General features: G+C 51.6%; 24 protein-coding genes and 3 tRNA genes. 14 read left to right on the top strand and 13 right to left on the bottom strand.

Going from position 1 to position 24,212, the window contains the following annotated elements; translation table 11 throughout:
* Window positions 1–186: 186 nt before the first annotated feature.
* Window positions 187–540 (top strand): DUF4156 domain-containing protein, encoded by a 354-nt coding sequence (locus tag E4Z61_RS14840; protein WP_135323442.1) that lies wholly within the window; start codon window positions 187–189, stop codon window positions 538–540.
* Between the two features lie 179 nt (window positions 541–719).
* On the opposite strand, the gene yjeJ is transcribed toward E4Z61_RS14840, so the two are convergent.
* Both yjeJ and epmB read right to left on the bottom strand, forming a co-directional pair.
* Window positions 720–1,583: a YjeJ family protein gene (yjeJ, locus tag E4Z61_RS14835; RefSeq protein ID WP_135323441.1), complete on the bottom strand. Its 864-nt coding sequence runs from the start codon at window positions 1,581–1,583 to the stop codon at window positions 720–722.
* Between the two features lie 181 nt (window positions 1,584–1,764).
* Window positions 1,765–2,793, bottom strand: a complete 1,029-nt coding sequence (gene epmB / locus E4Z61_RS14830) for an EF-P beta-lysylation protein EpmB (protein ID WP_135323440.1) — start codon at window positions 2,791–2,793, stop codon at window positions 1,765–1,767.
* 40 nt (window positions 2,794–2,833) lie between these two features.
* Between epmB and efp the strand changes: the two genes are divergently transcribed.
* From efp to ecnB, 3 genes are all read left to right on the top strand, one after another.
* Window positions 2,834–3,400, top strand: a complete 567-nt coding sequence (gene efp / locus E4Z61_RS14825) for an elongation factor P (RefSeq protein WP_135323439.1) — start codon at window positions 2,834–2,836, stop codon at window positions 3,398–3,400.
* A 56-nt stretch (window positions 3,401–3,456) separates the two neighbouring features.
* Complete coding sequence (gene ecnA, locus E4Z61_RS14820; RefSeq protein WP_045438864.1) at window positions 3,457–3,591, top strand: lipoprotein antitoxin entericidin A; 135 nt, start codon at window positions 3,457–3,459, stop codon at window positions 3,589–3,591.
* 107 nt (window positions 3,592–3,698) lie between these two features.
* Complete coding sequence (gene ecnB / locus E4Z61_RS14815) at window positions 3,699–3,845, top strand: lipoprotein toxin entericidin B (RefSeq protein ID WP_003025482.1); 147 nt, start codon at window positions 3,699–3,701, stop codon at window positions 3,843–3,845.
* Window positions 3,846–3,875: 30 nt separating this feature from the next.
* Here the strand turns inward: ecnB and E4Z61_RS14810 are convergent, their stop codons facing one another.
* Window positions 3,876–4,475, bottom strand: coding sequence for a LuxR C-terminal-related transcriptional regulator (locus E4Z61_RS14810; protein ID WP_135323438.1), 600 nt, complete (start codon window positions 4,473–4,475; stop codon window positions 3,876–3,878).
* Window positions 4,476–4,734: 259 nt separating this feature from the next.
* On the opposite strand from E4Z61_RS14810, the gene sugE reads away from it, so the two are divergent.
* Window positions 4,735–5,052: a quaternary ammonium compound efflux SMR transporter SugE gene (gene sugE, locus E4Z61_RS14805; RefSeq protein WP_135323437.1), complete on the top strand. Its 318-nt coding sequence runs from the start codon at window positions 4,735–4,737 to the stop codon at window positions 5,050–5,052.
* Here the strand turns inward: sugE and E4Z61_RS14800 are convergent.
* Both E4Z61_RS14800 and blaCMY read right to left on the bottom strand, forming a co-directional pair.
* Window positions 5,049–5,582, bottom strand: coding sequence for a lipocalin family protein (locus E4Z61_RS14800; protein WP_135323436.1), 534 nt, complete (start codon window positions 5,580–5,582; stop codon window positions 5,049–5,051). The genes sugE and E4Z61_RS14800 overlap by 4 nt on opposite strands.
* 92 nt (window positions 5,583–5,674) lie before the next feature.
* The gene (gene blaCMY / locus E4Z61_RS14795; RefSeq protein ID WP_135323435.1) at window positions 5,675–6,820 is read right to left on the bottom strand and encodes a CMY-2 family class C beta-lactamase; all 1,146 of its coding nucleotides are present in this window, start codon (window positions 6,818–6,820) and stop codon (window positions 5,675–5,677) included.
* Window positions 6,821–6,951: 131 nt separating this feature from the next.
* Here blaCMY and ampR point away from each other — a divergent pair, with 131 nt between their 5' ends.
* A complete protein-coding gene (gene ampR / locus E4Z61_RS14790) occupies window positions 6,952–7,827 on the top strand; it encodes a LysR family transcriptional regulator AmpR (RefSeq protein ID WP_135323434.1) in 876 nt (291 codons plus the stop codon).
* Window positions 7,828–7,868: 41 nt separating this feature from the next.
* Here the strand turns inward: ampR and frdD are convergent, their stop codons facing one another.
* From frdD to frdA, 4 genes are read right to left on the bottom strand one after another with little or no spacing between them, the layout of a single operon-like run.
* The gene (gene frdD / locus E4Z61_RS14785; RefSeq protein WP_135323433.1) at window positions 7,869–8,225 is read right to left on the bottom strand and encodes a fumarate reductase subunit FrdD; all 357 of its coding nucleotides are present in this window, start codon (window positions 8,223–8,225) and stop codon (window positions 7,869–7,871) included.
* A 10-nt stretch (window positions 8,226–8,235) separates the two neighbouring features.
* On the bottom strand, window positions 8,236–8,631 hold the full coding sequence (gene frdC, locus E4Z61_RS14780; RefSeq protein ID WP_016151401.1) for a fumarate reductase subunit FrdC: 396 nt from the start codon (window positions 8,629–8,631) through the stop codon (window positions 8,236–8,238).
* Between the two features lie 10 nt (window positions 8,632–8,641).
* Window positions 8,642–9,376 (bottom strand): fumarate reductase iron-sulfur protein, encoded by a 735-nt coding sequence (gene frdB, locus E4Z61_RS14775; RefSeq protein WP_135323432.1) that lies wholly within the window; start codon window positions 9,374–9,376, stop codon window positions 8,642–8,644.
* Window positions 9,369–11,159 (bottom strand): fumarate reductase (quinol) flavoprotein subunit, encoded by a 1,791-nt coding sequence (gene frdA / locus E4Z61_RS14770; RefSeq protein WP_135323431.1) that lies wholly within the window; start codon window positions 11,157–11,159, stop codon window positions 9,369–9,371. Before frdA ends, frdB begins: the two co-directional genes overlap by 8 nt.
* Window positions 11,160–11,483: 324 nt before the next feature.
* Between frdA and epmA the strand changes: the two genes are divergently transcribed.
* Together epmA and yjeM are read left to right on the top strand one after the other, a co-directional pair.
* Entirely contained in the window at window positions 11,484–12,461 is a 978-nt protein-coding gene (gene epmA / locus E4Z61_RS14765; RefSeq protein WP_135323430.1) for an elongation factor P--(R)-beta-lysine ligase, read from the top strand.
* A 212-nt stretch (window positions 12,462–12,673) separates the two neighbouring features.
* The gene (yjeM, locus tag E4Z61_RS14760; protein ID WP_135323429.1) at window positions 12,674–14,176 is read left to right on the top strand and encodes a glutamate/gamma-aminobutyrate family transporter YjeM; all 1,503 of its coding nucleotides are present in this window, start codon (window positions 12,674–12,676) and stop codon (window positions 14,174–14,176) included.
* A 49-nt stretch (window positions 14,177–14,225) separates the two neighbouring features.
* Here the strand turns inward: yjeM and mscM are convergent, their stop codons facing one another.
* From mscM to rsgA, 3 genes are all read right to left on the bottom strand, one after another.
* Entirely contained in the window at window positions 14,226–17,540 is a 3,315-nt protein-coding gene (mscM, locus tag E4Z61_RS14755; RefSeq protein ID WP_135323428.1) for a miniconductance mechanosensitive channel MscM, read from the bottom strand.
* A gap of 17 nt (window positions 17,541–17,557) precedes the next feature.
* Window positions 17,558–18,526, bottom strand: coding sequence for an archaetidylserine decarboxylase (gene asd, locus E4Z61_RS14750; RefSeq protein WP_135323427.1), 969 nt, complete (start codon window positions 18,524–18,526; stop codon window positions 17,558–17,560).
* A gap of 91 nt (window positions 18,527–18,617) precedes the next feature.
* Window positions 18,618–19,670 carry a small ribosomal subunit biogenesis GTPase RsgA gene (rsgA, locus tag E4Z61_RS14745; protein ID WP_205746868.1) on the bottom strand — a complete coding sequence of 351 codons (1,053 nt, stop codon included), beginning with the start codon at window positions 19,668–19,670 and terminating at the stop codon, window positions 18,618–18,620.
* 105 nt (window positions 19,671–19,775) lie between these two features.
* On the opposite strand from rsgA, the gene orn reads away from it, so the two are divergent.
* The 4 genes from orn (at window position 19,776) to E4Z61_RS14725 (ending at window position 20,821) form a co-directional block, all read left to right on the top strand.
* Entirely contained in the window at window positions 19,776–20,321 is a 546-nt protein-coding gene (orn, locus tag E4Z61_RS14740; protein WP_135323425.1) for an oligoribonuclease, read from the top strand.
* A 196-nt stretch (window positions 20,322–20,517) separates the two neighbouring features.
* Window positions 20,518–20,593: transfer RNA gene (locus E4Z61_RS14735), tRNA-Gly, on the top strand.
* A gap of 38 nt (window positions 20,594–20,631) precedes the next feature.
* Window positions 20,632–20,707 (top strand) — tRNA-Gly (locus E4Z61_RS14730).
* A 38-nt stretch (window positions 20,708–20,745) separates the two neighbouring features.
* A tRNA-Gly gene (locus tag E4Z61_RS14725) sits at window positions 20,746–20,821 on the top strand.
* A 269-nt stretch (window positions 20,822–21,090) separates the two neighbouring features.
* Here E4Z61_RS14725 and queG read toward each other — a convergent pair.
* Window positions 21,091–22,230, bottom strand: a complete 1,140-nt coding sequence (queG, locus tag E4Z61_RS14720; protein WP_135323424.1) for a tRNA epoxyqueuosine(34) reductase QueG — start codon at window positions 22,228–22,230, stop codon at window positions 21,091–21,093.
* Between queG and nnr the strand changes: the two genes are divergently transcribed.
* Window positions 22,229–23,779, top strand: coding sequence for a bifunctional ADP-dependent NAD(P)H-hydrate dehydratase/NAD(P)H-hydrate epimerase (gene nnr / locus E4Z61_RS14715; RefSeq protein WP_135323423.1), 1,551 nt, complete (start codon window positions 22,229–22,231; stop codon window positions 23,777–23,779). The genes queG and nnr overlap by 2 nt on opposite strands.
* A complete protein-coding gene (gene tsaE, locus E4Z61_RS14710) occupies window positions 23,748–24,209 on the top strand; it encodes a tRNA (adenosine(37)-N6)-threonylcarbamoyltransferase complex ATPase subunit type 1 TsaE (protein WP_135323422.1) in 462 nt (153 codons plus the stop codon). The genes nnr and tsaE overlap by 32 nt, the downstream gene beginning before the upstream one ends.
* Window positions 24,210–24,212: the final 3 nt, after the last annotated feature.

Genomic DNA, 24,212 nt, shown 5'->3' with positions numbered 1-24,212 from the left:
GTAAGCTCCTGGGGATTCATGAACTCGCCACCTGCCTGCAACCTGAATTATTTGATTAAATACGCATCTCGCGAAAAATGAGAAACCCCCGGGCAGAAATGTCCGGGGGTTTTTCTTTTGGTCATATTTTTAGTATATGATTCAGCTACGGACAAAACGTCCAGCGCATTGATTATGGGGAATAACATGCACGTGAAATACTTAGCAGGGATCGTTGGTGCCGCGCTACTGATGGCGGGTTGTAGCTCCAGCAACGAACTGAGTTCAGCCGGACAAAGCGTACGCTTTGTTGAAGACAAGCCTGGCGCAGAGTGTCAACTGGTTGGCACCGCAACCGGTAAGCAGAGCAATTGGCTTTCTGGTCAGCACGGCGAAGAAGGTGGCTCTATGCGCGGTGCGGCAAACGATCTGCGTAATCAGGCCGCGGCAATGGGCGGTAACGTGATTTATGGTGTTAGCAGCCCATCACAAGGTATGCTGTCGAGCTTTGTCCCGACCGCCAGTGAGATGATTGGTCAGGTTTATAAGTGCCCTAACTGATTACATTTCATCCTTCAATCTGCATCTTTGTTGGCTGCGCTGTGAAGCCCCAGTCACATAGTTATCTATGCTCCTGGGGATTTCTTCACTTGCCGCAGCGATGCAGATTGAATGATTTTGCGTAATGGAGTGTACCTACATAAATTCGAGGGTTCGTAGGCCTGATAAGTGCAACGCCATCAGGCATTTTGCGCTTTACTGGCAGACTGAATGCGTAAATGATGTAGCGCGCGCAGGCACTGCTCCTGGGTGAGTTTTTGCGTTTTTTCACCCGTCAGCGTTCTGACGAATACCTGACACGGCACATCTGCTAATTTTTTCAGCCTTGGGCTGAAGTCGAGAAGCCGACGAGAAATCGCCTCCGCCTCTTTGCTACCCGAAGGTGCGCGAGTTTTCACCACCGAACCGCAGAACTGAATGCTCCCTGCTTCATCCTTATAGCGGTAGATGACAGCCAGATAATGGTTAAATAGATTATGCTTCCATTCAGGTTGCGCATAGGAATCGTATTCAATATTGTCGCTATCCCGGCAATCAATATCGTACAAAGGCAGGAAATCTAATAACGATGTGATACGCAGTGCTAATTCACGCATGCCTGCATTATTTATCGCGTGAATAATTGCGTGTGCCAGAACCGTAATTTGCAGTTCATGAATTAATAGCTCACAAGTTTGGCCATTATGCAGCGTAAGAGATAGCATTAAGTTTTCGCTTTCGTCACTCACTAATGTCAGTGAGTTTACCCGACGATTAATATCTGCATTTTTAAGTTCACTTTCCTGAATTAATGGAATGTTTTCATGCATTTTCTGACTGGCTTTGTCGCGCGCTTTTTCATACTGCAAGCGGGCGTCCTCGTTTAGTTGATGCTTCGCATGCAGCCTGCTCTCCAGCGCGATAAGCAGGTCTCGTAACCCTAACGGCGACAGAAAAAACAGTGACTCTTTATTTCTGGGTTCTTTGATCTTTAATGCCAGTGCAATAAATTCATTCTTTTGACGAATAACACCAGTATTAATGCCCTTAATATTTATAGCCACGGCGGTTCTCCCTAACCTAATATTCAACAGAAAGTTAAAATTTGACTGATTTATATAGTATTATAAATACATGAGAAGATAGCTATCGTTAAAATAACATAAATTAAAAGTCAGGGTATGGTTGAATAAATTGAAAATTATCATTTGGCAGTGAGTGTCCGAAAACGGACACTCATCTGGATTATTGTTGACGTAATTGTAGATCCAGTGGTGTTTTACTGGGTTCTCCACCAATTTCACGCGCCAGTTTTGGGACCATATAACCTGATACCAGCGTCAGTAGTTCACGCATGATTTGACGGGCTTCGTCGTCGCTGACCATAAAGTGGGCTGCCCCCTGAACCTTATCCAGCACGTGCAGGTAATAGGGCATCACTCCAGCATCAAATAGTGCGTTGCTGAGATTCGCCAGCGTCTGAGCGTTATCATTCACACCACGCAACAACACGCTTTGGTTGAGCAGTGTGACGCCAGCCTGACGCAGTTTTGCCATCGCCTCACGAAATGTCTTATCGACTTCGTTGGCGTGGTTAATGTGATTCACCAGCAAAATCTGCAGGGAAGAGTGCGCAAAGCGTTCGACCAGACTAGCGGTAATGCGCGCCGGAATGACAATCGGCAAACGGCTGTGAATGCGCAGGCGTTTAATATGCGGGATGGTTTCCAGTTGTGTGAGCAACCAGTCCAGCTCGTGGTCTTTGGCCATCAACGGATCGCCTCCGGAGAAGATAATCTCATCCAGTTCCGGGTGTGCCGCGATGTAATCTAACGCAGCCTGCCAGTTACGCTTATTCCCCTGGTTTTCGGCATAAGGGAAGTGGCGACGGAAGCAGTAGCGGCAGTTGACCGCACAACCCCCTTTGACCAGCAGTAACGCCCGGTTGCGATACTTATGTAGCAATCCAGGCACCACGCTGTGCTGTTCTTCCAGCGGGTCGGTCGAGAATCCAGGGACCGCGACGAATTCATCCTGCAAGGTGAGAACCTGGCGTAGCAGCGGATCGTTGGGGTTGCCCTTTTCCATACGCGCGATAAACGAACGCGGGACGCGCAGGGCAAAAAGACGTTTTGCCTCACGACCTGCGAGCAAATTTTCATCAGCGTCTATATTCAAAAGACGTAATAGTTCATCCGGATCGGTGAGAACATCGGCAAGTTGCACTAACCAATCTTCTCTGGATGGGGTGTTTAGGGTTACAATATGCGCCATTTTGTGGCTTAGCTACCAGTTAACAATTTCAGAGGGCCTTATGGCGACTTACTATAGCAACGATTTTCGTGCCGGTCTTAAAATCATGATGGACGGCGAACCTTATGCGGTTGAAGCCAGTGAATTCGTTAAGCCGGGTAAAGGCCAGGCTTTCGCGCGCGTTAAACTGCGCCGTCTGCTGACCGGTACGCGTGTAGAAAAAACCTTCAAATCCACCGACTCCGCTGAAGGTGCAGACGTTGTAGATATGAACCTGACTTACCTGTACAACGACGGTGAGTTCTGGCATTTCATGAACAACTCCACTTTCGAACAGCTTGCTGCTGACGAGAAAGCGGTAGGCGATAGCGCTAAATGGCTGCTGGATCAGGCCGAGTGCATCGTAACCCTGTGGAACGGTCAGCCTATCTCCGTGACCCCGCCGAACTTCGTTGAGCTGGAAATCATTGAAACAGACCCGGGTCTGAAAGGTGACACCGCAGGTACGGGTGGCAAACCGGCGACGCTGTCCACCGGTGCTGTCGTTAAAGTTCCGCTGTTCGTACAGATCGGCGAAGTGATCAAAGTGGATACACGTTCAGGCGAATACGTTTCCCGCGTTAAGTAATACATCCTATTTGATCTATGGCGCAGGCCGCTGCGCCATACTTTTCCAGGGCAGGAATGATGAAACGTCTTCTCGGTCTTGTAATGTTTATCCTGTTCACCAGCACACTTCTGACGGGCTGTAATACCGCGCGTGGCTTCGGTGAAGACATCAAACATCTTGGTAATTCAATCTCTCACGCTGCCAGCTGATCCTCTCATATTGTCTTAAAAACGCGCGTTTATCCGTCAACCCTCCGGATCTTGTCTATCATTAAGTAGCTATACACAAACAATATTGGCTAGAAAAGGAAGACGTTATGGTTAAGAAGACAATTGCTGCGATCTTTTCTGTGTTGGTACTTTCTTCTGTTTTAACCGCGTGTAATACGACACGAGGAGTCGGGCAGGATATTTCTGAAGGTGGTAGTGCCATCTCTGGTGCTGCGACAAAAGCTCAGCAATAATCATGAACGGTACGACGTTGCGTCGTACCGTTAATTCATTTTTGCCGGCAGTGACAAAAACGGTGAAAAGCGGTTTCCTAAATGCAGCTTGATACGAATATTACGTTTATAGGTGTAGACCGTCTTGCCATGAATGCTGAGTGCAGAGGCTATTGCGTTGTTACTCACGCCGTCCATCCACATCGACAGTACTTTCTCTTCCTGCGGCGTAAGTAACGGTGTCGCGTTTTGGGTTGTCTTCAGCGCGGGACGAACGTGTAGCGCGTCCTGAATACTGTCAGACAGTTCAGTTAGCATGGTGCGTTTGGATAATACCGAATGGACTGAGTAGTGCGGATTGTGGGCGGGTACAGGCTCTCTGTCTCCTGATTGCAGTAAAATCAGGGGGATCAGGCCACAGCTCATAAAAAAAGGGGCAATCGGTGGGCTGGAGTGCACATCGCTGAGAAAACCATATAAATCAGCGATCACCAGATGCGGTTTCCACTGCGAAATATGCTCTTTTGCCAGTAAGAGGTTATTGATTCCTGATACCAGAAACGAAGAATTGAACCTACCAGAATGATTAAGCAAGGCCTCGATCCCCGTGCGGGTAAAGTGGCACCGGTCAATCACTAAAATTTTATGCATAAACTTTTCGCATTCAGAAGTGGGGCAAACGGCTTCCTGACTTCAGAAAGCTATTTATCATAGATAAGTCCAATGGCAGCCAAATGCGGGAACTACGCTGCTAATTGTGCTTAATTCTTGCTTTAAGCAGACAATTGATAAAAAGGTTGAAATTCATTTTCTCTCGGGCAAAAATGCCTTTTCATACTTCAGCGTTGCGGGACGACCTGCAGACGCTTCTCTCACCGGGGACGGCCCCATTATTTCTCTGGAGCCTGATATGTCCTGGATCGTTTTGTTAGTTGCTGGCCTGCTCGAAGTTGTATGGGCAATTGGCCTGAAATATACCCACGGTTTTACCCGCCTGACGCCGAGCATTATTACCATTACGGCCATGATCGTCAGTATCGCTATGCTTTCCTGGGCGATGCGAACGCTGCCGGTTGGCACGGCCTACGCGGTCTGGACCGGCATTGGCGCGGTAGGGGCCGCTATTACCGGTATTCTGTTGCTCGGTGAATCGGCCAACCCGGCTCGTTTGCTGAGCCTGGGCCTGATTGTCGCTGGTATTATTGGTCTGAAGCTTAGCACTCACTAAGCGCCAGGTTGTTTCACCCAAATCAGTTTATTCACATCAAACCCTTCCCGGGCCGCGACAGCCAACATCTGTTGTTTCATTTCATCTGAAATAGTGGGTGTCCGTGAGAGGATCCACAGGTAGTCGCGGTCCGGGCCACAGACCAGCGCATGGCGATACTCTCGGTCGAGGGCAATCACGTTATACCCACCATAGAACGGGCCGAAGAACGACACCTTCATTGCCGCGCGTGTGGGTTCACCGGTGAAATACGCTTTACCCTGCGTTTTTTGCCACATGCTTCTGTCTGGGTTGTAGCCCTTGTTGATCACGTTGATACCGCCGTCGTCGCGTAAGCTGTAGGTGGCGGTGACCTTATCCAGTCCACGCTCGAAGCGATGATCGAAGCGTGCGATTTCGTACCAGGTCCCGAGATAGCGTTTAGCATCAAAGTTATTAACAACGGTAACGCCTTTGGGTGGAGTGGGGGAACTGCAAGCGACTACCAGAAATGCAGCTGTGACTGCAGCAACGACGGGCAGAATGCGCATAAGATTTTCCTTGCTGTTTTTTGTTAAGTGTAGATGACAGCAGGAAAAGAAGAGTAAGAAAGGAGGCCTGACGATTCAGGCCTCAGCGGCAGTTATTGCAGTTTTTCTAGAATGCGCCAGGCGGCGTCAACTCGGGCAGGGTTGGGGTAACTTTTATTTGCCAGCATCACGATGCCAAGATTTTTTTCCGGGATGAAGGCAACATAGCTACCGAAGCCGCCAGTTGAACCCGTTTTATGTACCCACGAGGCTTTTACGGCTGGTGCGGGTGGGTTTACCTCAACGGCTGGGAGCGCCGCCAAAGCAATCTTACTGTCGCTGCCGTTGATAATCGTGTCGGCTTTCACTGGCCAGTTCAGCATCTCCCAGCCTAGCCCCTGGTACATCTCGCCAATACGCCAGTAACGAGACTGCGCAAGTTCGATACCCTGCCGAAGCGTTTTATCCTGAACATGGCTGGCATCCATATTGACCTGAACCCAGCGAGTCATATCCATAACACTGGATTTCACACCATACGCTTCAGCATCAAGTTGACCCGGAGATACATGTACGGGCTTACCTTCGCGATAGCCCCAGGCATAATCTTTTTGTTCACTCTGCGGAACCGTAATCCAGGTATGTGTCAGTTTTAATGGCTGCAGGATGCGCTTGGTCATCGCCTCTTCATAACTCATTCCCGAGGGTTTCACCGCCAGTGCGCCAAACAAACCAATACTGGAGTTAGCATAGAGACGTTTAGCGCCCGGGGCCCATTGTGGTTGCCAGTTTTGATAAAAGCGCAGCAATGCGGCTGTATCAGTAACGTCGTCGGGTATCTGAAGTGGCAGGCCGCCTGCGGTGTAAGTGGCCAGGTGCAACAAGCTGATACCCTGCCACTGCTTGCCTGTCAGTTCGGGCCAGTATTGGGTGACCGGATCGCTGAGCTTGATTTCACCGCGGGCGATAGCATCGCCGCCCAGCACGCCGTTGAAAGTCTTACTTACCGAACCGAGTTCAAACAGCGTTTGCTGCGTGACTGGACGGTTATTGGCGATATCGGCTTTACCCCAGGTAAAGTAATAAGGTTTCCCCTGGTAGATAATCGCAACGGCCATACCCGGAATAGCCTGCTCTTGCATCAGCGGTGTGATGGTACGGTTAACGATATCGGCAATTTGTTGTTCTGTTTTTGAGGCGGCAAACGTTGAGAAAGTGGCTGTCAGCAGCAGCGCGCAGCATAACGATTTTTTCATCATGAAATCAGTTCCGTAATAAAAAGCGAAAGGGTGTCCGGGCCCATCAGACGCGCTCAGTTTGTTTGATTTGCAGCGTGTTGACAAACGGTTAAATTTAGCAGCAGATATAAGTTTTTCTAACAGGCAATATGATGACGCGTAGCTATATTCCTCTTAACTCGCTGCGGGCTTTTGAAGCCGCCGCCCGACATCTCAGTTTTACTCGTGCAGCCGTTGAGTTGAACGTTACGCATTCTGCTATCAGCCAGCATGTAAAAGCGCTGGAGCAGCAGCTCAATTGTCAGCTTTTTGTTCGTGTTTCACGTGGCTTAATGCTGACGACAGAAGGGGAAAGTCTGTTACCTGTACTTAATGACTCTTTCGATCGCATGGCGGGAATGCTGGATCGTTTTGCCACGAAACAGACCCAAGAAAAACTTAAAATTGGTGTGGTGGGCACCTTTGCGGTTGGTTGTCTGTTTCCTTTGTTGGCTGATTTTAAGCGCAGTTATCCGCATATTGATTTGCATATTTCCACTCACAATAACCGTGTGGATCCCGCCGCCGAAGGGCTGGATTATACCATTCGCTATGGTGGCGGAGCTTGGCACGATACCGATGCGCAATATTTGTGTAGCGCGCTGATGTCACCGCTTTGTTCGCCGACATTGGCCTCACAGATTCAGGCACCTGCGGACATCCTGAAATTTCCGTTATTACGATCGTTTCGGCGTGATGAATGGACGCTTTGGATGCAGGCTGCCGGAGAAGCGCCTCCGTCACCGATGCAACACGTGGTGGTGTTTGACTCGTCCGTCACCATGCTGGAAGCCGCGCAGGCGGGGATCGGTGTGGCAATTGCACCGGTCAGAATGTTCACGCATTTGCTCAGTAGTGAACGTATCGTTCAGCCATTTTTAACGCAGATTGATCTGGGGAGTTACTGGATAACGCGTTTGCAATCTCGCCCGGAGACACCCGTGATGCGTGATTTTTCCCGTTGGTTGACTGGGGTGCTGCACAAATAAAAAGGCCCGCCATTGGCGGGCCTGATAATTAACGCATGCGGTTAGATGGTCAGGATACCAATCGCCGTTACAACGGTCAGGATCGCTGCCAGTCCGTAGAATACCCATTTGCCAGCAGGCACGTGGATTTTCAGGTCATGCATCGCGTGGTGCATACGGTGTAAACCGCACCACAGCGGCAGAACGATCATCAGGAACAGAAACGCACGTCCGATGAAGCTCTGAGCGAATGCCAGTACGCGTTCATAGGTGAAGGCGTCAGGAACAAAGCCCAGTGGCAGCATAATGCATACCAGCAGGATCATCACTGGCGCAATGATTGCGCTCCACATACCGCCTGCACCAAACAGGCCCCAGAATACGGGTTCGTCAGAGCGTTTTGGATTTGGATTAATCATTCCGGACTCCTTACCAGAACAGGGCAACAAACAGTATTACTACTGTCGCAACCACAGTAACTGCCCAGAGACCTTTGATGATCGGCTCTGGCCCCATTTTTTCGTCTTTTACGATGATGTTGGCGGCTTTTGGCGCCAGCTCAAACCAGGTTTTGGTATGCAGCAACGCTGCTGCCAGGGCGATAATGTTAAGGATCACCACCACCGGGTTTTGTAAAAAGGCGACAAAGCCCATCCAGGACTCTGCACCATGCTTGAGTGCAAACAGGCCGATAATCAGTTCAATGCTGAACCAGACTGCCGGAACTGCCGTGCCTTCGCGCAGCATGTAAAAACGATAAAATGGCAGCTTTTTCCACCAGGTGGACGTCATTGGACGCACATAGGGTTTGCGTTTAGTCGTCATTGTGCACTCCTTAGCGTGGTTTCAGGGTTGCGATAAGAAAGTCTTTTGAACTTTCTACTTTACCCTGCTGAATGGCCGCAGCCGGATCGACGTGTTTTGGGCAGACTTCGGAGCAGTAGCCCACGAAAGTACAGGTCCAAACGCCGTTCGGGCTGTTCAACTGCGCCATACGCTCCTTCTTACCGTGGTCGCGGCTATCTTCGTTATAACGATGCGCCAGGGTGATTGCAGCCGGACCAATGAACTCAGGATTCAAGCCGAACTGCGGGCACGCGGCATAGCACAGACCACAGTTGATGCAACCGGAGAACTGATGATACTTCGCCATCTGCGCCGGAGTCTGGGTGTTTGGACCCTGATCCGGAGTACGTGGGTTACCAATGATGTACGGCTTGATCGCTTCCAGGCTTTCGATAAAGTGCGTCATATCGACGACCAGATCGCGTTCAATCGGGAAGTTGCCCAGTGCTTCAACCTTCATGCCGTTGGTGTATTCACGCAGGAAGGTTTTGCACGCCAACTTAGGCACGTTATTGACCATCATGCCGCAGGAGCCGCAGATCGCCATACGGCAGGACCAGCGATAGCTCAGATCCGGTGCCAGGTTATCTTTGATGTAGCCCAACGCATCCAGCAGTGACGTTGTTTCATCATAAGGAACTTCATAGAAAGCACTGTGCGGCGCGGTATCGGTTTCCGGGTTATAGCGCACCACCTCAACTTTCAGGTTTTTCATCTCAGCCATTCGCCTTCTCCTTCTTATCGGCTGCTTCCGCTTCGCCACCATACATACGTTTAGCTGGCGGCAGAGTGGTGATTTTCACGTCGCTGTATTCCAGGCGAGTTGTGCCGTCAGCATCGCGGAAGGCGAGGGTGTGTTTGAGGAAATTGACGTCGTCACGCTCGGTGCAGCCTTCATCCAGACGCTGATGCGCGCCGCGGGATTCTTTACGTGCCAGAGCAGAGTGCGCCATACATTCAGCAACGTTCAGACCGTGGCCAAGTTCGATGGTGTACAGCAGGTCGGTGTTGAAGACGCTGGAAGTATCGGTGATACGTACGCGCTTGAAGCGTTCCTGCAGTTCAGCCAGCTTATCAACGGTTTTCTGCATGAGTTCCGGCGTACGGTAGATACCGCAACCTTCTTCCATAGACAGACCCATTTCATCGCGGATTTTGGACCAGTTTTCGTTGCCTTCCTGGTTAACCAGATCTTTCAGACGTTTTTCAACGCCAGCAACCTGCGCGTCGAGTGCGGCACCGTTTGCTGCTCCTGCAGTTGAAGCTCGCTCCATCGCTTTCTCACCAGCCATGCGGCCGAAGACCACCAGTTCTGCCAGAGAGTTAGAACCCAGACGGTTAGCGCCATGCAGACCAACAGATGAACATTCGCCGACGGCGAACAGACCCTTAATGCGGGTTTCACAGTGCTGATCGGTTTCGATACCGCCCATGGTGTAGTGAGCGGTCGGACGTACCGGGATCGGTTCTTTAACCGGATCGACACCCACGTAGGCTTTTGCCAGTTCGCAGATGAACGGTAAGCGCTCAAGCAGTTTTTTCTCGCCGAGATGACGCAGGTCGAGGTAAACCACATCGCCACGCGGAGTGGAAATAGTGTTGCCTTTGCGCCATTCGTGCCAGAACGCCTGAGAAACTTTGTCACGCGGACCCAGTTCCATGTATTTGTTCTTCGGCTCGCCCAGCGGAGTTTCCGGGCCCATGCCGTAGTCCTGCAGATAGCGATAGCCATCTTTGTTGACCAGAATACCACCTTCACCACGGCAGCCTTCGGTCATCAGGATACCGGAGCCGGGCAGACCAGTCGGGTGATACTGAACGAATTCCATATCACGCAGCGGAACGCCGTGGCTCAAGGCCATGCCCATACCGTCACCGGTAACGATGCCGCCGTTGGTGTTGTAACGGTACACACGGCCTGCGCCGCCTGTTGCCATGACAACAGCGTTAGCACGGATTTGCATCAGCGTGCCTTCCATCATGTTCATAGCGACCAGGCCGCGAGCCTGACCGTCATCAACCAAGATGTCCAGGACGAAGTGTTCGTCGAAACGCTGAATTTGCGGGAACTGCAAAGACGTTTGGAACAGTGTATGCAGCATGTGGAAGCCGGTCTTATCCGCGGCAAACCAGGTGCGCTCAATTTTCATACCGCCGAAGCGACGTACGTTGACGCTACCGTCTTCACGACGGCTCCACGGGCAACCCCATTGTTCCAGTTGCGTCATTTCAGTTGGGCAGTGGTGGACAAAATAATCCACGACATCCTGCTCACACAGCCAGTCTCCGCCAGCTACCGTATCGTGAAAATGGTAGTCAAAGCTGTCATGATCCTGCGCGACAGCAGCAGAGCCGCCTTCGGCAGCAACGGTATGGCTGCGCATTGGGTACACTTTTGAGATCAGTGCGATTTTAGCGTTGGGATTTGCTTGTGCGGCAGCAATTGCAGCACGTAATCCCGCGCCACCGGCGCCTATAATGGCAAGATCGGCTTGAAAGGTTTGCACGACATTCCTCCAGATTGTTGTTATTTCATCCCCGCCCGTAATCAGATGCTTCATCTGAGTCAAACGGGTTATGAACGCGTTTCCACTGCTCCTTTATAGGTACAATAGTATAGTCTCAGGGAGGGGTGGGAAATTTGACGTGTTCGATTTTTTTAGCGTATCACAGGGGTGAATTATCATTGATTTTGATTAATTTAATTACTAAACCACCTAATATTACTTTTTTTAGCTATCAGCCCGTGTTTGTGATTCCCTCCTGAAATTTGTCTCGCTAGCGTGTTACGAGTAGACTTCGTGCCCTTGTCTTAAATCGGAGAAACAACCATGAGCGAAACGGCAACCTGGCAGCCGAGCGCGTCCATCCCCAATCTGTTAAAACGTGCAGCAATTATAGCGGAAATCCGCCGCTTTTTTGCCGATCGTGGCGTGCTTGAGGTTGAGACACCTTGTATGAGTCAGGCGACGGTTACCGATATTCATCTGTTCCCGTTCGAAACACGTTTCGTTGGCCCTGGCCATTCTCAGGGCATGAACCTCTATTTAATGACCAGCCCGGAATACCATATGAAGCGCCTGCTGGTGGCAGGGTGTGGTCCGGTATACCAGCTGTGCCGCAGCTTCCGTAACGAAGAAATGGGCCGTCATCATAACCCTGAGTTCACCATGCTCGAGTGGTACCGTCCCCATTACGACATGTATCGTCTGATGAATGAAGTGGACGATTTGCTCCAGCAAGTGCTGGACTGCTCACCTGCGGAAAGCCTCTCCTATCAGCAAGCCTTCCAGCGTCATCTGGAAATCGACCCGCTGTCCGCGGATAAAACTCAGTTGCGTGAAGTGGCGGCTAAACTGGATCTCAGCAATATCGCGGATACCGAAGAGGACCGGGATACCTTGCTGCAACTGCTGTTTGCGATGGGCGTTGAGCCGCATATCGGGAAAGATAAACCGACATTTGTGTATCATTTCCCGGCCAGCCAGGCATCACTGGCACAAATCAGTACCGAAGATCACCGCGTTGCCGAACGTTTTGAGGTCTACTACAAAGGTATTGAGCTGGCGAATGGTTTCCATGAGCTGACCGATGCACGCGAGCAACAGCAACGATTCGAGCAAGATAACCGCAAACGCGCCGCCCGCGGCTTACCGCAGCAGCCTATCGATAACAACTTGCTTGAAGCGCTGAAAGTCGGGATGCCAGATTGCTCTGGCGTGGCGCTAGGCGTTGATCGCCTGGTCATGCTGGCGCTGGGGGCCGATAGTCTGGCCGATGTCATCGCTTTTACCGTCGATCGTGCGTAACACATGTTTCTACAATGCAAAGTGGCGCGTAGTCGTCACTTTGTAGCATCTTTTTTCATTTCCCCTCTAATAGCCACAATTTAAATCTAGAATTTTGTTAGCATTCGGGTATCAATCCTGTGTTGATTTTCTTATTGCTGACCTCCGCAAGGGGGCAGTACTAACCGGCGAGTGGTGTTTAATAAACACTCTCCAGAGTAAGGGATAGTTTAATGACCCAAACAATAAAAAAGATGAGCCTGACAGGTCTCATCCTGATGATATTTACGTCAGTTTTTGGATTCGCCAATAGCCCATCGGCTTTCTATTTAATGGGATACAGCGCTATTCCATGGTATGTATTTTCTGCATTATTATTCTTTATTCCATTCGCCTTAATGATGGCTGAAATGGGTTCTGCCTATCGGAAAGAAGAGGGTGGTATCTATTCATGGATGAATAATAGTGTTGGACCTCGCTATGCCTTTATCGGCACCTTTATGTGGTTCTCTTCCTATGTTATCTGGATGGTAAGTACTGCAGCGAAAGTTTGGGTACCATTTTCCACCTTTATGTTCGGCGCGGATATGACGCAGACCTGGCGTATCGCGGGGCTTGAGCCAACGCAGGTCGTCGGGTTGCTCGCCGTCGGCTGGATGGTATTGGTTACTGGTGTGGCGTCACGGGGTATTAATAAGATTGCTCGTATTACGGCGGTTGGTGGAATTGCCGTTATGTGTCTTAATTTAGTTCTGTTGTTAGTGAGTGTGGCTATTTTGTTATTAACCGGTGGACACTTTGCGCAGGATATTAATTTTGTCTCCTCACCGAACCCAGGATATCAGTCCGGTCTGGCCATGTTGTCATTTGTGGTGTTTGCTATTTTTGCTTATGGCGGAATTGAAGCTGTAGGAGGACTGGTTGATAAAACAGAAAAGCCCGAAAAGAACTTTGCGAAAGGAATTGTTTTTGCCGCGATTGTGATTTCAGTGGGCTATTCACTGGCCATCTTTTTATGGGGTGTTAGCACCAACTGGCAGCAGGTATTAAGTAATGGCTCGGTTAACCTGGGTAATATTACTTATATCCTGATGAAAAGCCTTGGAATGACATTGGGTAATGCACTGCATCTTTCTCCTGATGCGGCGATGACGATGGGCGTATGGTTTGCGCGCATCACCGGACTGTCCATGTTCCTCGCCTATACCGGTGCGTTCTTCACGCTCAGCTACTCACCACTGAAAGCGATTATTCAAGGGACGCCAAAAGCGCTGTGGCCTGCGCCGATGACGAAACTGAATGCCGTGGGCATGCCGACGACGGCAATGTGGATGCAGTGTCTGCTGGTGAGCCTGTTTATTCTGCTGGTGTCGTTTGGTGGTGATACGGCTTCAGCGTTTTATAACAAACTGACGTTGATGGCGAACGTCTCGATGACGCTGCCGTATTTGTTCCTTGCGCTGGCATTCCCATTCTTTAAATCTCGCGTCGGCCTGGAAAGACCGTTTGTGATATTTAAAACTCGAGCCGCAACGTTACTGGCTACAGGCGTAGTGGTGCTGGTGGTGACGTTCGCCAACGTATTCACCATTATCCAGCCAGTGATTGAGGCCGGAGACTGGAACAGCGCGCTATGGATGACCGGTGGCCCGATATTCTTCTCGTTGCTGGCGATGGCGATTTATCAAAACTACAGCCGTCGTATGGCCAATGAGCCTGAATGGGCGGTGGAGTAACCTGTAGACCGGATAAGGCGCATTAGCGCCTTATCCGGTACGATTAAGCTTACAAACTTCCCGCCGGGCGGCTGCCTCTGCCCGCAGAGCTTAAGGTTCTCCCCGTTTGCTTGCCGCCCAGACTCTCCAGACGCATCTGGAACGGTGGGAATGGCATATCAATACCGTGCTCACGGAAGCCTGCCAGAATCAGTTGGTGGATCTCATGGCGCAGCGGCATGCGGTGTCCCATCTCTGCGGCATAGATACGCAGTTCAAATATTTGAATTCCCTGCTGCAGGTCGACCAGGAAGACTTCAGGTGCTGGGTTATCGATAACCAGCGAACAGCGTTGCGCAGCGGTAAGCAGAATTTGTGTGACCTCCTCGCTGTTGGCCTCTGACGGTGCTGGGATGGTCAATACCACACGGGTAACCGAATCAGACAGCGACCAGTTGATAAACTGCTCGGTGATAAAGGCTTTGTTGGGCACGATGATCTCTTTACGGTCCCAGTCGCTGATGGTGGTGGCGCGAGTATTAATTTTCGTCACGCTACCGGTGAGGTCGCGAATGGTCACCGTGTCGCCAATACGAATCGGTTTTTCAAACAGGATGATCAGGCCGGAGATAAAGTTGGCGAAGATCTCCTGCAAGCCAAAGCCCAGACCGACACCGAGAGCAGCAACCAGCCACTGCAGTTTCGACCACTCAATACCGATCATCGAGAAGCCTACCAGGCCACCAATCAGCATTAGCAGGTACTTGGTAATAGTGGTGATGGCGTAGCCAGTACCGGGCGTTAAATCCAGGTGCTGCAATAGTGCCAGTTCCAGTAACGCAGGTAGGTTACGTACCAACTGGGTGGTGATGATAAACACCAGGATGGCAATTAACACCGCGCCCAGCGTAATTGGCTCTAAGCTTTCTACGCCCTGCACCGTAGAGGTCACATCCCATAACGAGATATTTTCAAGAAAGCCGAAAGCAGAATGAATTTCTGACCACAGCACGATGACCGAAAGCAGGGCGATAAGCATTAGGATAGAACGCACCAGACGCAGCGACTGCGCGCTGATGGCATCCAGATCCACTTCGCTTTCATCAACATCAATCGTGCCTTCAAGACTGGTGGAATGTGGCGGCTCTTCTTCACCACGCGCGCGCTGCGCCAGCATTTCTGCGCGCCGGTGTTTGGCACGGTCAAAGGCCAGACGCCGCCGCTGGATCAGCATCCAGCGGCGGATGACGTGATAAACCACCAGCAACAAGAACCAGATAGCTACGGACGTCTCCAGGCGGGTCAGCAGTGCTTGTGCCGTGGCCAAATAACCGACTGCGGCTGCAAGAATGGCAACCAGTGGGGCACCCATCAGCATATTCCACAGCATGCTGTTGACCATGTTGTCGCCGTTGCCCTCTTTGTCGAGATACAGCGGGATTCCGGCGCGTTTCAGACTCAGGGTGACAATGGCCAGCGCGCCACAGATCAACATAAAGCACAGACGCCCCAATGAGGCGGAGAATTCCCGATCATTGAGATTATCAAACATGATCACCGCCATGATCAGCGGAACAATCAATCCGATGCTCATCAGATAATAGTGCATGGCCTTAGCGACACGGTTGCGTGGCCAGCCAAAATGCGCGATGAACAGGCCGTTCGGGCGCGCAAAGGTGGCGCAAATCATCACCGCCCATAGCATGGGCACTGTGGCGGTTACGCCATCGCCAATGGCGACGGCCAGTGGGTAGGGCCAAGCCTCCTGCAGGCCGTAACCCAGCGTTGCCCACAGCACTGGCAGCGGTGAGGCGACAAGGATTGACCAGAACACCGTGCGTATTGTCAGCCAGAAGTGGTCCTGGGTGACTTTACCGACTCGCGCAGACGAGCGCTCAAGAAAACGGGTGAAATGCTTACGCGAATAGAGACTAAAGCCAACCAGTACCAGCGAGCCGAACAGCGGTAGCAGCGTGGCTTTACTGGTGAGCATCATGACGCTGGCTTTACCGAGCTGATTAAACGTATCTAATGAGATTAGACGACGCAGATCCTGAACCAAATCGACCGGCCAGGAGAGTGAGAGCGGGCTGACATCAGAGGTCCAGAATAGATAGCGGTGAGTGGCCTCGTTAACCTCTTTCAGCGCATCTTCCAACTGACTATTGGACACTTTCAGCTTGGTCAACTCAAGTATCAGCGTATCTCCGCCCTGTAGCAGGGAGTTCAGCAGCTCACGCTGGGTACGCAGTTGCGCATTGAGAATGCGGGTCTGCTCTGCGGTCAGCGGCTGCCCATCCACCTGATGGATTTGACGCAACTGCGGCTGTTTGTTGAGGAGATCTTCATAGCGCATACGGTGCACGCGAAGCTGTGCCATTTCGGTATCGAGTTGCTGGGGCTTGGGCATTTCTGGCAGACGTGAAACCTGCGCACGCAGGGCTTCGCCCAGCATATTCGACGCACCCAGCCACTGTGACTGCTCCCGCAGAGTGTTCAGCGCCTGGCGTACCTGTAGCGTTTGGCTGGTGGCCTGACGCTGTTGAGAAGCCACCAGGTCCATACGCTGTGCCTGCTGGTTTAAAGCCTGTGACAGTTCCCGGTTGACCTTGAACTGGTCGACAATGCCCTCCGGCAGTCCCGCACTGTTTTCTGCCAGCAGTTCGGTACTTTCCAGCGCCCGTTCCGCTTCACGCTGACGCTGGCTGTTAAGCTGATTACGTAATGCCTGCAGATAAGCGTCGAGCTGCTGGCTCTGTTTTTCTGCCAGTTCGGAGCGCATTCGCGCCAGTTCCTGACGGTTGTTAGCGGAAAGCTGCGCCAGTTCCAGTTCATCAACCAGCGCTTTGAGTCTGGCTGATTCAGCCTGCATCGACTGATTGAGCGGTGTATTGCCATTAGCTGTGCCAAGGCGTCGTTCAATCTCATTTAACTGACGGCGGGCATCGGTTTGCTGTTGGGGGAGCTGGCTTAATGAATCGGCGATCTCTCGGGCGCGATCCTGTTCCTGCTGGGCCTGACGACTTTTTTCTAGCAATTGACTGCTAACCTGGAGGATCTCCTGGTTTAAGGTGTCAGTAGAGAGAGCTGTTGGGATGCTGCGCGGTTCATCGCGCAGGTTGTTAAGCTGCGCGCGTAGCGTCGCGGACAGCTTGGGGAAGTTATCAATAACCTGCTGATACTGTTCGGCACGCTCGAGAGAGCCTTTACGCTCTTCAAGGGCATTCAGCGCGGACTGGAGCGCCTCGACGGCTTCTGGCTGAGCGGGTTTTGCCGCTTTAGCCTGCTCCAGTTCCTGGGTGATTTGTTTGGTATCGGGGGCCGTCGCAGCGTACGCCCCCTGGCTGAGGCACCAGGCCATCAGAAAAGTGATAATCAGGCGCACAGCAGCGATTCCTATGTTTAACTTTCGTCTTTTTTGTCGTCAACCAGCGGGCTGGCGTCGTGTTCTGCTTCGATTTCGTCTTTCGCAAGTGGGGCCAGTTCGGCCTCTGGCATCACGAAGGTCTCGGTAGAGATCGCCATCGGTTGGCCGATTTTGGTGACCGAAAGATCCTGCAACTGCTCGACCAGATTAACTTTGCCTGGTGCAAACAGGTTGATGACGGTTGAACCAAGCTTAAAGCGGCCCATTTCCTGGCCTTTCAGCAGCGCCACCGACCCTTCGCTTTCGCCTTCAGGCCACGTCCAGCGTTTGATCACGCCTTCACGCGGTGGGGTAATGGTGCCCGCCCAGACGGTTTCGATGCTACCGACGATGGTTGCGCCGACCAGAATCTGCACCATCGGGCCAAACTCGGTATCAAACAGGCAAATAACGCGTTCGTTACGGGCAAACAGGTTTGGTACGTTTTGCGCGGTCAGGATGTTGACCGAGAAGAGGTCGCCGGGTACGTACAGCATTTCCCGCAGGATACCGTTACATGGCATATGCACACGGTGGTAATCACGCGGAGAGAGGTACGTCGTGACAAATGTTCCGTTGCGGAATTTGTCCGCCATCTGGTAGTTGCCCGCCAGCAGCGCTTCAAGGCTGTAGCTGTGCCCTTTGGCCTGTAGCAGTTTGTCTTCTTCGATGTTCCCCAACTGGTTAATCACGCCGTCTGCCGGCATAACCAGAACATTCGGGTCGGTATTAATCGGACGAGCATCGTCGCGCAGTGGGCGTACGAAGAAGTCATTGAAGGTGCGATAGCTGGCGGTATCCGGCTTCTGCGCCTCTTTCATATCGACCTTGTAGTATTTCACGAACAGATCGATAACCAGTTTAGTTAGCCATCCTGCTCGCTTGCTCGCACCCCAACCCGCCAGGCGAGTGAGCCATAATTTCGGCAGAATGTATTGTAGCGAAAGCTTAAATGAGTTTAACAAGGTAGCCTCCAGGCCATAATTTGTTCCCGATCCGGCATACGGGCCGGATCCTGAAAAAAGGGGACGATTCTAGCGATGCTTAGCTTAGTTGTCAGTTGTCAGTATCAGAAAAGTTTTTACGCGTTTTTACCTGCGCCATGCTTTCGAGGATACGGTGATAATTCTCAAACCGAGTTTCGGCTATTGCCCCTTTCTCTACAGCCTCACGGATAGCGCAGCCTGGGTCCGTATCATGTTTGCAGTCGCGATATTTGCAATGACCTAAATAGTCATGGAATTCGACAAAACCGTGGGTGATTTGTTCCGGCTCAAGATGCCACAGCCCAAACTCACGTACACCGGGGGAGTCAATGACGTCACCGCCGTGCGGGAAATGGTACAGGCGAGAGGCTGTCGTGGTGTGTTGTCCCAGACCGGAGTTATCGGAGACATCGTTGGTCAGGATCTCTTTTTGCAGGCCGAGAAGGTTATTGAGCAGGCTAGATTTGCCTACGCCTGACTGACCGGCAAAAATGCTAATACGATCGGTCAAGGCTTCTTCAAGTGGCTGCAGCCCGTCTTTTTTATGGCTTGATACCATCAACAAGCGATAGCCAATATTACGGTAGATATCCATCTGCTCATTCACGAAGGCCATGCCTTCATCGTCGAGCAAATCGATCTTGTTGAGTACGATAATGGGCTCAACCTGCAATGTTTCGCAGGCAACCAGATATCGGTCGATAATATTGAGTGACAGCTCGGGTAAGATGGCTGAGACAATGACGATTTGGTCGATGTTGGCCGCAATGGGTTTTACGCCGTCGTAAAAGTCTGGGCGCGTAAGCACCGAGGTACGTTCGTGTACCGCTTCAACAATCCCTTTCACGTTCACGCCTTCGGCCGCTGCTTTACCCGGACGCCAGACGACGCGATCGCCGGTAACCAGCGAACGAATTGTACGGCGGATGTTGCAACGGTGAACTTCGCCATCGGCAGATTCCACATCGGCATGCATGCCAAAACGGCTGATAACAATGCCTTCAGCGGTCTCACCAAACAGGTTGTCGTCGTAGTCTGGCTTCTCCGTGGACGTTTTAAGACGACGCTGGTGATTGGCGTTCACGCGGCGCTGTTGGCCTTTGGAGAGTTTATTCTTACTCAATCGGACTGGCTCCTGGTCGCCCATTATGGGCAAAACATTTATGATACACGCAATTTTAGACGAATATAGTCACACTGAATGTGACGCTGAAGGGTGGAAAATAGCATGAGTGGCAATGAAAACAACCTGATTTGGATCGATCTGGAGATGACAGGTCTGGATCCCGAGCGCGATCGCATTATTGAGATCGCTACGCTGGTGACCGATGCCAACCTGAATATTTTGGCTGAAGGGCCGACGATTGCCGTCCACCAGTCCGACGAGCAGCTGGCGTTGATGGATGACTGGAACGTGCGTACACACACCGGAAGTGGGCTGGTGGAGCGCGTGAAAGCGAGCACTATGGGCGATCGTGAAGCAGAACTGGCGACGCTGGCGTTTTTAAAAGAGTGGGTTCCTGAAGGTAAATCACCTATTTGCGGCAACAGCATCGGTCAGGATCGTCGCTTCCTGTTTAAATACATGCCGGAACTGGAGGCCTATTTCCATTATCGCTATCTGGACGTTAGCACGCTGAAAGAACTGGTTCGTCGCTGGAAGCCGGAAATCCTCGATGGCTTCACGAAGCAGGGGACGCATCAGGCGATGGACGACATTCGTGAATCGGTTGCCGAGCTTGCTTACTATCGCGAACATTTTATTAAGCTTTGATTTTGTTCTCCGGTGGCTTGCGTCACCGGTTTTTTGACGCTAAATTGTTCATCTTGATTGCAAAGTAATCACTTGAACGAATTTTCAAAAAAAACGTATTCATGGGGGTTGCAGCTAAACGGATTTCTCGTATAATGCGCCTCCCGTAACGATGCAGAAATGCAAATTACGACAGCAACAAAAGCAGTACAGATTTGCGGGAATAGCTCAGTTGGTAGAGCACGACCTTGCCAAGGTCGGGGTCGCGAGTTCGAGTCTCGTTTCCCGCTCCAAAATTTGAAAGGTGCTTATACAGCACAGACACGCCCAAGCGGGAATAGCTCAGTTGGTAGAGCACGACCTTGCCAAGGTCGGGGTCGCGAGTTCGAGTCTCGTTTCCCGCTCCAAAATTTGAAAAGTGCTTATACAGCACAGACACACCCAAGCGGGAATAGCTCAGTTGGTAGAGCACGACCTTGCCAAGGTCGGGGTCGCGAGTTCGAGTCTCGTTTCCCGCTCCAAATTCTTATCTCAAAAAACATATCCACAACGAATAATCGCGTTGGGGCTGTTTTCTTTTGTCTTTGACATACTCTTGTAAACAGACTTATCCACAGGGTCGGGTAATATTCCTGGAATGCAAAAAGCTTCGTCTGGTGAATAGTATCCTTATAACCATTTGAAATTAATAAACTAATTATCATTTCAAATTGTTAAAGCGATCACTTGACGATTTTTTCCCTCTTGAATATCAATGTGTTTTTATTTTTATACACAAGCTGTGGATGACTTAAGCGTCACGCGGCAGACCCTTTTCAATAACCCTGACCAGACGTTGTTTCTTCGGTAACTGCACCTCAATCACACATGCATTTCGTTTCTTAATCTGCTGCGCAATCGCCCATTCTATGTGTTCGTCGAGAAGTGGGTGCTCACCTCTGCGATTTTCCAGAGCATTAATCACGGCTTCATCCCAGGGGGCATTTCCCAACGCGACGGCGATATTTCGCAACCAGCGCAGGTGTCCAATGCGGCGAATAGCCGAACCTTCCGTCACTTTTAAAAACCACGCTTCGCTCCAGCTAAAAAGTTCAATCAGTTCCGGGGCATGTAGCTGTTTGCGTGGACTAAAGTCATCTTCTTCGGTTAGCTGTGAATAACGATTCCAGGGACAAATGAGCTGGCAGTCATCGCAGCCATAGATTCGGTTACCCAACAGTGGGCGAAATTCTTCCGGGATAGCGCCTTCCAGCTCGATAGTGAGATAGGAAATACAGCGGCGGGCATCAACTGTGTACGGCTCAACGATGGCACCCGTGGGGCAAATGGTCATACAGGCTACGCATTTGCCGCAGCCTTCTTCTATGGGTCGATCCACAGGTAGCGGTAAATCGATCAGCAGTTCGCCGAGGAAGAAAAATGACCCGGCTTCGCGGTTAAGAATTAGTGAGTGCTTACCAATCCAGCCGAGTCCAGCTTTTTCCGCCAGTGGACGCTCAAGAATGGGCGCAGAATCGACAAAAGGTCTAAAATTCAGCGAAGCGCAATGCTGCTGGATCAACTCTCCCAGTTTTTTTAAACGGTTACGTAGTAGCTTATGGTAGTCACGGCCCAGTGCATAACGGCTGACATAACCCAGAGAGGGATTTTTTAGCGTGCTGGCAAACGCTGCCTTGGCGGGAAGATAGTTCATCCGTACGCTGATGACGCGCAAAGTGCCGGGTAATAATTCGTGGGGGCGGGCGCGCATCATGCCGTGACGGGCCATCCAGTCCATTTCGCCGTGGTATTGTTTATCCAGCCAGGCCTGCAGTTTGGGCTCGGCTTCGCTAAGGTCGGTATCGGTAATACCGACCTGCTGAAAGCCAAGTTCCAGCCCCCACTGCTTAATTTTTTGTGCTAACTGATTGAGATCGAGGGGCTCTGACATGACGGACCATACAATGAAGAAAAACCCCGCAAGTATACCACACTCCGTCTGGCACGCCGATGACATCAAACGGATGGAACGTGAGGCGGCAGACAGCCTTGGGTTGACGCTGTATGAGTTGATGCAACGCGCGGGAGAGGCTGCGTTCCTTGTTGTTCGCAATGCGTATCCTGACGCGCGGCACTGGTTGGTGCTCTGCGGTCATGGCAATAACGGCGGCGATGGCTATGTCGTGGCGAGGCTTGCCAACGCGTCGGGTATTCACGTCACGCTACTGGCGCAGGAGAGCGACAAGCCTCTCCCGGAAGAGGCAGAACAAGCACGTAACGCCTGGCTGAATGCGGGGGGCGTCATTCATTCTATAGATATCACCTGGCCGGGCGGTGTTGATGTCATTATCGATGCGCTGTTAGGTACCGGCTTAACACACGCGCCGCGCGACCCTCTGGTTAAATTAATCGAACGTGCGAATGCCCATACAGCCCCAGCGGTGGCGATCGATATTCCTTCCGGCCTGCTGGCGCAGACGGGGGCGACGCCTGGTGCAGTCATCAACGCCACTCATACCGTCACTTTTATTGCACTGAAACCTGGTCTGTTCACCGGCAAAGCGCGTGATGTTACCGGGCGTATACATTTTAGCTCACTCGGGCTGGATGCCTGGCTGGCAGAACAGGAAGCGCCGATTCAGCGCTTTGATGCTTCGCAGCTTGCGGGCTGGTTACCACCGCGCCAACCAACCTCTCATAAAGGGTCGCATGGCAGGCTGGTGATTATCGGCGGTGACTACGGTACGGCAGGCGCAATACGCATGGCCGGTGAAGCGGCGCTGCGCGCTGGTGCCGGGTTGGTTAAAGTGCTAACGCGCCGTGAAAATATTGCGCCGATTCTGACTGCCCGCCCGGAGTTGATGGTCGACGAGTTGACGCCTCGCACGGTGGATGAAAGTCTGGCGTGGGCGGATGTGGTGGTCATCGGTCCAGGGCTTGGACAGCAAGAGTGGGGCAAAAAAGCGCTGCAAAAAGTTGAGAATTTTCGTAAACCGATGCTCTGGGATGCTGATGCGCTTAACCTGCTGGCAATCAATCCCGATAAACGTCACAATCGCGTGATCACGCCGCATCCGGGTGAGGCTGCGCGTCTGTTGGGCTGTTCCATTACAGAAATTGAAGACGATCGCTTACTTTCTGCACAACGTCTGGTAAAACGGTACGGAGGTGTGGTGGTGCTGAAAGGCGCGGGTACGGTTGTGGCCTCTGAACACAATGCGTTAGGTATTATCGATGCCGGTAATGCAGGAATGGCCAGCGGCGGTATGGGCGATGTGCTCTCCGGTATCATTGGCGCATTGCTCGGACAGAAGCTTACCCCGTATGATGCTGCGTGTGCGGGATGTGTGGCGCACGGTGCGGCTGCGGATGTGCTGGCGGCGCGTTTTGGTACGCGCGGCATGCTGGCGACAGATCTCTTTACCACGCTACAGCGTATTGTTAACCCTGATGTGATTGACGTTTATCATGATGAATCGAGTAATTCCGCTACCGGATGAACAGGCGACGTTAGACCTGGGACTGCGGGTAGCCAAGGCCTGTGACGGCGCGACGGTTATTTATTTGTACGGCGATTTGGGCGCGGGTAAAACCACCTTCAGCCGGGGATTCCTGCAGGCGTTAGGTCATAAAGGCAATGTAAAAAGCCCCACCTATACGCTGGTTGAACCCTATTCGCTCGAGAATTTGATGGTGTATCACTTCGATTTGTATCGACTTGCGGACCCGGAGGAGCTGGAATTTATGGGGATCCGCGATTATTTTGCCAATGATGCAATTTGCCTGGTGGAATGGCCACAACAAGGTAAAGGTGTACTGCCAGACCCGGACGTCGAAATACACATTGAATACCAGGCGCAAGGTCGAGAGGCGCGCGTAAGTGCCGTCTCCTCATCGGGTGATTCATTGCTGGCGCGTTTAGCCGATTAACCT

The sequence above is a fragment of the Citrobacter tructae genome (genome assembly GCF_004684345.1).
Taxonomy (GTDB): Bacteria; Pseudomonadota; Gammaproteobacteria; order Enterobacterales; family Enterobacteriaceae; genus Citrobacter; species Citrobacter tructae.
The sequence above is the reverse complement of the archived record's forward strand: the minus strand, read 5'-3'. Positions and strand labels throughout refer to the sequence as shown.